Consider the following 5,229-nt stretch of genomic DNA (forward strand, 5'->3'; position numbering starts at 1 on the left):
TGTGCGACATCCCTTGTGTTCCCCTGAGCCCCGGAGAGAGTCCAGCCCGCTGGCCAGTGGGTTCGTCTCTCCCTCGGCAGCCTGGTATCCAGTGAAGAAACTTCAGGATTTATGAAGTAGTCTCAGCTTTCACGATGGTTCCACTTTCTTGGTGAAGCTGAGGGGGCTCGGGTTGGCGCTGGCTGCTGTACGGGATCTGCGCGAGTTCCGGGCGCTGGCCTCGACCGACGAGCTGGAGGCGTTCGAGACTGACGTGCTGGCCGGGTTCGTGCTGGCGCGGGCCTCGGCGGGCCTTGCGGACGGCACCATCCGCGGGGACGTCGGCAACCTGGAGCAGATGCGGACGTGGTTCGGCCGTCCGCTGTGGGACATGGAGCCCGCCGACGCCGACGCGTACTTCGGGCGGGTGCTGCGGGGCTCTCCCAGTGGCACCCGGCTGGCCCGGTCCCAGTCGCTGACCACGTACTTCGCGTTCCTGGAGCTGCGGCACAAGGTCGAGATCCACCAGCTGACCGGCCGGGTGGTGGACTGCCCGATCGACGAGATGAACCGCCCGCGCGGCTCGAAGGACGCGCAGTTGCGGATCCCGCCGACCTCGCCCGAGGTCGGCGCGCTGTTCGCCGGCTGGGCCGGCGAGTTGGCGACCTGCCGCAAGTTCGCGCCGACCGCCCGGAACTACACCGCCGCGAGGCTGATGGCGGGGGTGGGGCTGCGGGTGAACGAGGCGTGCCGGCTGGACCTGGCGGACATCAAGTGGGACCTGGGCCGGTTCGGCAAACTCCACGTCCGCTACGGCAAGGGCTCGCGGGGGTCGGGGCCGCGTGAGCGGATGGTGCCGCTGATCAACGATGTCGGGCGGACCCTTCGGTGGTTCATCGAGGACGTGTGGGGCCAGTTCGACGACGACCACACTCGCCCCGGCGCCCCGCTCTTCCCCTCCGAGCGCAAGAATGCGGACGGCTCCTCGCGCCGGGTCGGCGACGACGCGCTCCGCACCGGCCTGAAGGAGGCAGCGAAGGCCCATCTGCCGGGCTGGGCAGAGAAGCTGACGCCGCATGTGTTGCGGCACTACTGCGCGTCGGAGCTCTATCTGAACGGCATGGATTTGATTGCAATTCAGGAGGTTTTGGGACATTCCTGGATCGCGACGACGATGCGGTATGTCCACGTGCACGGCATGCGGGTCGAGGACGCCTGGGTCGCCGGGCAGGAGCGGGCCGCACAGCGGCTGGGAGGACTGGTCCGATGAAGTGGAACCTGCGGCTCACGGCCGCGAGCAAGGGCATCTGGAAGGCATCCGACCTGCAGCGGAGCCTGGCCGAGCACGGACTGGTGATCTCCGCGGGCAAGATGTCCGGACTGTGGTCCGGTCAGCCGGTCTCCCTCAAGCTTGACGACCTGGACGTCATCTGCGTCGTGCTCGGCTGCGAGATCGGGGACCTGCTGATTCCGCAGCCGGAGACGGTCGCCCGCCCCGGCCAGGACACGGTCCAGCAGACCGCTGTCGGCTCGGGGAGCACGGTAGTGCCCCGCCGGCACGACGGTCGCTCCTTGCCGCCAGCCTGACGGAAGCTCTGGACACATGGGACGAATACGGGCTGACAAGCCCGCAGCCTCCTGCGCCGGATGCTTCGGCTGGGGACAGCTCCCCGGACGGTTCTGCCGGGCCTGCTACACCTACGGCCAGCTCAACTCTCTTGGTACATGCTCCGTCTGCCGGCGCGAGGTCCCCGTCCACGACGGGCACTGTCGGCTCTGCCGGGCCCAGGCCAGCTGGGCCGTCAAGACCGCGGGCGCCACCGGTGAGGCCGCCGCACTGGCGATCTTCCTGCGGCGGGTGAAGCACCAGCAGTTGTTCTTCGCGAACATGCAGCGGCCCCGCAACGGCGGGCCGCCCGTCGGCAAGGAAGGACGCCGAGTCCTCAAGCCACGGCCAACCCCTGAACCGGTGCGGCCCAGCACACCGTGGGTCCAGCTCCGGCTGGCCGAGGCGTCTCGGGACCTGAGCCGCTACGACCACCGCACCAAGGACCTGACCAGCCCGATCGTGGACCAGGCCCGCCGCCAGGCCCGCACCATCGGCGAGGCCCGCGGCTGGACGCGATGGGTCTTCCTGGAAGTCGACCGGGCCCTGGTCATCCTCCTGTCCGGCCACCCGCCTGGCGAAAGGATCCGCTACTCGGAGATGTCTGTCGGGTTGAGACACTTCGGTCTCAACACCAAACGCACCGCCGAAGTCCTCGACCAGCTCGGTCTCCTCGACGACGACCGCGTCCCGGCCTTCGAGTCCTGGCTGGCCCGCAAGCTCGACGGCCTCGCCGACGGAATCCGCCGGGACGTCGAGGACTGGCTCAGAACACTCCGCGACGGCGGACCGCGCAGCCACGCCCGCGACCCCGACACCGCCGTGAAGTATTTCAACGAGGTCCGCCCGGTGCTGCTGGACTGGTCCACCCGCTTGGACCACCTGCGCGAAGTGACCCGCGACGACATCCTGGCCGTCCGCAACCAACTGGCAGGCTCCAAGCGGCACCACACCCTCAGCGTCCTGCGGTCACTGTTCCGCCATTGCAAGAAGAACGGCACGATCTTCCGCAACCCCGCCGCCCGGGTCCGCGTCGGCCGCCAGGACTATGGCATCCTTCTTCCCCTCCAGCCGCATGAGGTCCGCGCTGCGGTGGAATCCGTAACCACCCCGGCCGCCCAGCTCGCCCTGGCCCTGGCCGCCGTCCACGCCGCTCGGCCGAAGGCAGTGCGCGAACTCCTCCTCGACGACGTGGACCTGGGCGACCGCCGTCTCACTATCGCTGGCCGCGTCCGTCCACTCGACGACCTCACCCGCGACGCGATCCTGGCCTGGCTCGACTACCGGCGGCAACGATGGCCCAACACCGCCAATCCATACCTGATCGTCAGCCAGCACACCGCCATGGACACCCGGCCGGTCAGCGGTGTCTGGATCACCGAAGCCTTCCGCGGCCAAGCCGCCACGCTCGAACGACTCCGCGTCGACCGGCAACTTGAAGAAGCCCTCACCCACGGGCCCGACCCGCTCCACCTCGCCGAGGTGTTCGGCCTCGACGAGAAGACAGCGATCCGCTACGCGACCGCAGCACGCCAGCTCTTGGAACGGCCCTTGGAATCCGACCCCGCGGCTTCACCACGAACCCGAGGGGCCGCCCCCTAGAATCCGGGCACCCAACCCTCGGATTCCCACCGAACAGGCTTCAGTTTTCGTGAACTCGCGGGCCTCTGGGGGTGCCGTCAACGAGTGGCGAACCAGGTGACAAGTAAGCCGCCAGTAGCTTTCAGGGCTTCGCCGCAGTGGTCTTCTTCGGCTGGCGGGGGAACGGTCTTGGTCTTGTCGAGGTGCCCGTACACCGTGGAACGGGGCACGTTGAACATGTCGGCGATCTGCTGGACGGTCTTCTCCCGGGCGTCGTGCAGCCGTTGAGCGAGCGCGGCCTGGTCCTCGGTGAGCTTCGGCCGGCGCCTGCCTACCCGCCCCCGGGCCCGCGCGGAGGCGGGCCCGTCGTTCGTGTTCGCCACGATCAGTTCGCGCTGGAGCTCTGCCAGTACGGACAGCATCCCGAACATCGCCCGCCCCTCCATGGTGGCGGTGTCGATGCCCTGCTCAATGACGTGCAGCCCGATCCCGCGCTCGCGCAGCTCGGCGCCGAGGGTCACCAGGTGCACCACGGAGCGGTTGAGCCGGTCGAGCTGGGTCACCTTCAACGTGTCGCCCTCGCGCATCAGCTGCATGACGAGATCGAGCTTGGGGCGGAAGGCTTTCGCGCCGCTGGCGACGTCGATGTGGATGTTGTCGCGGTCGACGCCGTTGCGGAGAAGCGCGTCGATCTGGTGGTCGGGGTTCTGGTCGGCCGTCGAAGTGCGGCAGTAGCCAAGAAGCATTGTCGGAAACCACCCCGCCGACCGTTCACCGACGTTGACTTCCGACGCGAGTTGTCGACAGTGCCCACCTGCGGGTTCGTGATCACACGCGTGTCGACAGACGGTCGTTTACCGACACTGCGCGTCCGACTCTGTGTTTGTGAGGTGAGACCGGAATGCGAGCGAAATGTCACCAGCCGCAAACGACGGTCTTGCTCCGTCGCCTGCGTAGGTCGGAGCAGTTCAGCGTGGCCGTCGCCGCCACGAGCGCGGGCGGCGTTCTACGGCCCAGGAGGTGCCTCACCCCCGGCCCGGCCGAAGTGCTCCAGCCCGCGGGTGAGAAGCGTTAAGCAGGGGGTGCCGGCTACGGCTTATACACGTACGGGGTCGTGGTGCTCAAAGCGGCGAAGCCGAGCCGCTGCAGGATCGGGCGGCTCTCGTCGGAAGCGTCCACCTGCAGGTAGCGGTAGCCGTGCTCGGCGGCGATCTTGGCGCGGTGCGCAACCAGCGCCCGGTAGACCCCCCGGCCGCGCCAGGCGGGTACGGTGCCACCGCCCCAGAGGCTGGCGAACTCGGTGCCCGGGTGTAGTTCCATCCGCGCCCCGCAGACCGGCATGTCGTCGGCCATCGCGACGACCATGCTGACCGTCCCCGGGCTCTCGGCCAGCATGTCGAGCAGGCGCGGCCGCAGCCAGTCCGCAGTCGTCTCGAACGCCCCCTCATGCGCGGACAGCATGAGCTCCACGTCGGCCGGGGTGATCACCGGGTGCAGCCGGACACCCTCGGGCAGTCCGCCGCCATCGGGCAGGTCGGCGATCCGGACGATCATCAGGGCCTCGTCGGGCTCAGCCTCGAACCCGGCCGCCAGCAGCAGCTCGCCGAGATCCTCCGGCTCGTCGTGCGAGTAGTGCTTCCACTCGAACTCGCGCCCCAGCTCGGTGAAGTACTGCACCTGCTCGGCGATCGCCGACCGCGCCGTGGCCTGGTCCAGGCCGGACCAGACGACCGCGCTCCAGCCGCCCTTGGCGCCGACCTGCCGCACCACCTTGCCGACCCGCTCGACCCGGGCGCCGGGCGCGTCGGCGAGGGTATCCCGCCGCATCTGACGGTCGAAGAGGGCGAGTACTTCAGAAGTATCCATCCGCGCATTTCAGCACGGGCGAGAGGGTTCACCAAGCGGATTTCCGCCCACCTGGAGGGGGGAGCCGCTGCCCAAACCGGCCTTGGGACCCGACCCTCATCTTGACGCGAACCCACGGGTCCATCCCCCAGAATCAAGGCAGTGGACCCTCGGGTTCGCGCTGAAGACCCTTCAGTTTCCATGAACTCGCGGGCCTC

The 5,229-nt window shown here is 68.6% G+C and carries 5 protein-coding genes; 3 read left to right on the forward strand and 2 right to left on the reverse strand.

Going from position 1 to position 5,229, the window contains the following annotated elements; translation table 11 throughout:
* Positions 1 to 151 precede the first annotated feature (151 nt).
* Genes ACWD6R_RS39745 through ACWD6R_RS39755 form a run of 3 tightly spaced genes read left to right on the forward strand, consistent with a single transcriptional unit; the run spans position 152 to position 3,187 of the window.
* The gene (locus ACWD6R_RS39745; RefSeq protein ID WP_451823216.1) at positions 152 to 1,249 is read left to right on the forward strand and encodes a tyrosine-type recombinase/integrase; all 1,098 of its coding nucleotides are present in this window, start codon (positions 152 to 154) and stop codon (positions 1,247 to 1,249) included.
* Complete coding sequence (locus ACWD6R_RS39750) at positions 1,246 to 1,566, forward strand: helix-turn-helix domain-containing protein (RefSeq protein WP_451823217.1); 321 nt, start codon at positions 1,246 to 1,248, stop codon at positions 1,564 to 1,566. The genes ACWD6R_RS39745 and ACWD6R_RS39750 overlap by 4 nt, the downstream gene beginning before the upstream one ends.
* Positions 1,567 to 1,582: 16 nt before the next feature.
* Positions 1,583 to 3,187: a hypothetical protein gene (locus tag ACWD6R_RS39755; RefSeq protein WP_451823218.1), complete on the forward strand. Its 1,605-nt coding sequence runs from the start codon at positions 1,583 to 1,585 to the stop codon at positions 3,185 to 3,187.
* Positions 3,188 to 3,264: 77 nt separating this feature from the next.
* Here the strand turns inward: ACWD6R_RS39755 and ACWD6R_RS39760 are convergent, their stop codons facing one another.
* Both ACWD6R_RS39760 and ACWD6R_RS39765 read right to left on the reverse strand, forming a co-directional pair.
* Complete coding sequence (locus ACWD6R_RS39760; protein WP_451823219.1) at positions 3,265 to 3,912, reverse strand: recombinase family protein; 648 nt, start codon at positions 3,910 to 3,912, stop codon at positions 3,265 to 3,267.
* A 343-nt stretch (positions 3,913 to 4,255) separates the two neighbouring features.
* The gene (locus ACWD6R_RS39765; RefSeq protein WP_451823220.1) at positions 4,256 to 5,032 is read right to left on the reverse strand and encodes a GNAT family N-acetyltransferase; all 777 of its coding nucleotides are present in this window, start codon (positions 5,030 to 5,032) and stop codon (positions 4,256 to 4,258) included.
* Between the last annotated feature and the right edge of the window lie 197 nt (positions 5,033 to 5,229).

The organism is Streptomyces sp. NPDC005151 (assembly GCF_053599875.1).

What these genes read in the sequence shown, in the direction of transcription:
- ACWD6R_RS39765 (WP_451823220.1), bottom strand. Translation starts at nt 5,032, where the DNA reads ATGGATACTTCTGAAGTACTCGCCCTCTTCGACCGTCAGATGCGGCGG.
- ACWD6R_RS39760 (WP_451823219.1), bottom strand. Translation starts at nt 3,912, where the DNA reads ATGCTTCTTGGCTACTGCCGCACTTCGACGGCCGACCAGAACCCCGAC.
- ACWD6R_RS39750 (WP_451823217.1), top strand. Translation starts at nt 1,246, where the DNA reads ATGAAGTGGAACCTGCGGCTCACGGCCGCGAGCAAGGGCATCTGGAAG.
- ACWD6R_RS39755 (WP_451823218.1), top strand. Translation starts at nt 1,583, where the DNA reads ATGGGACGAATACGGGCTGACAAGCCCGCAGCCTCCTGCGCCGGATGC.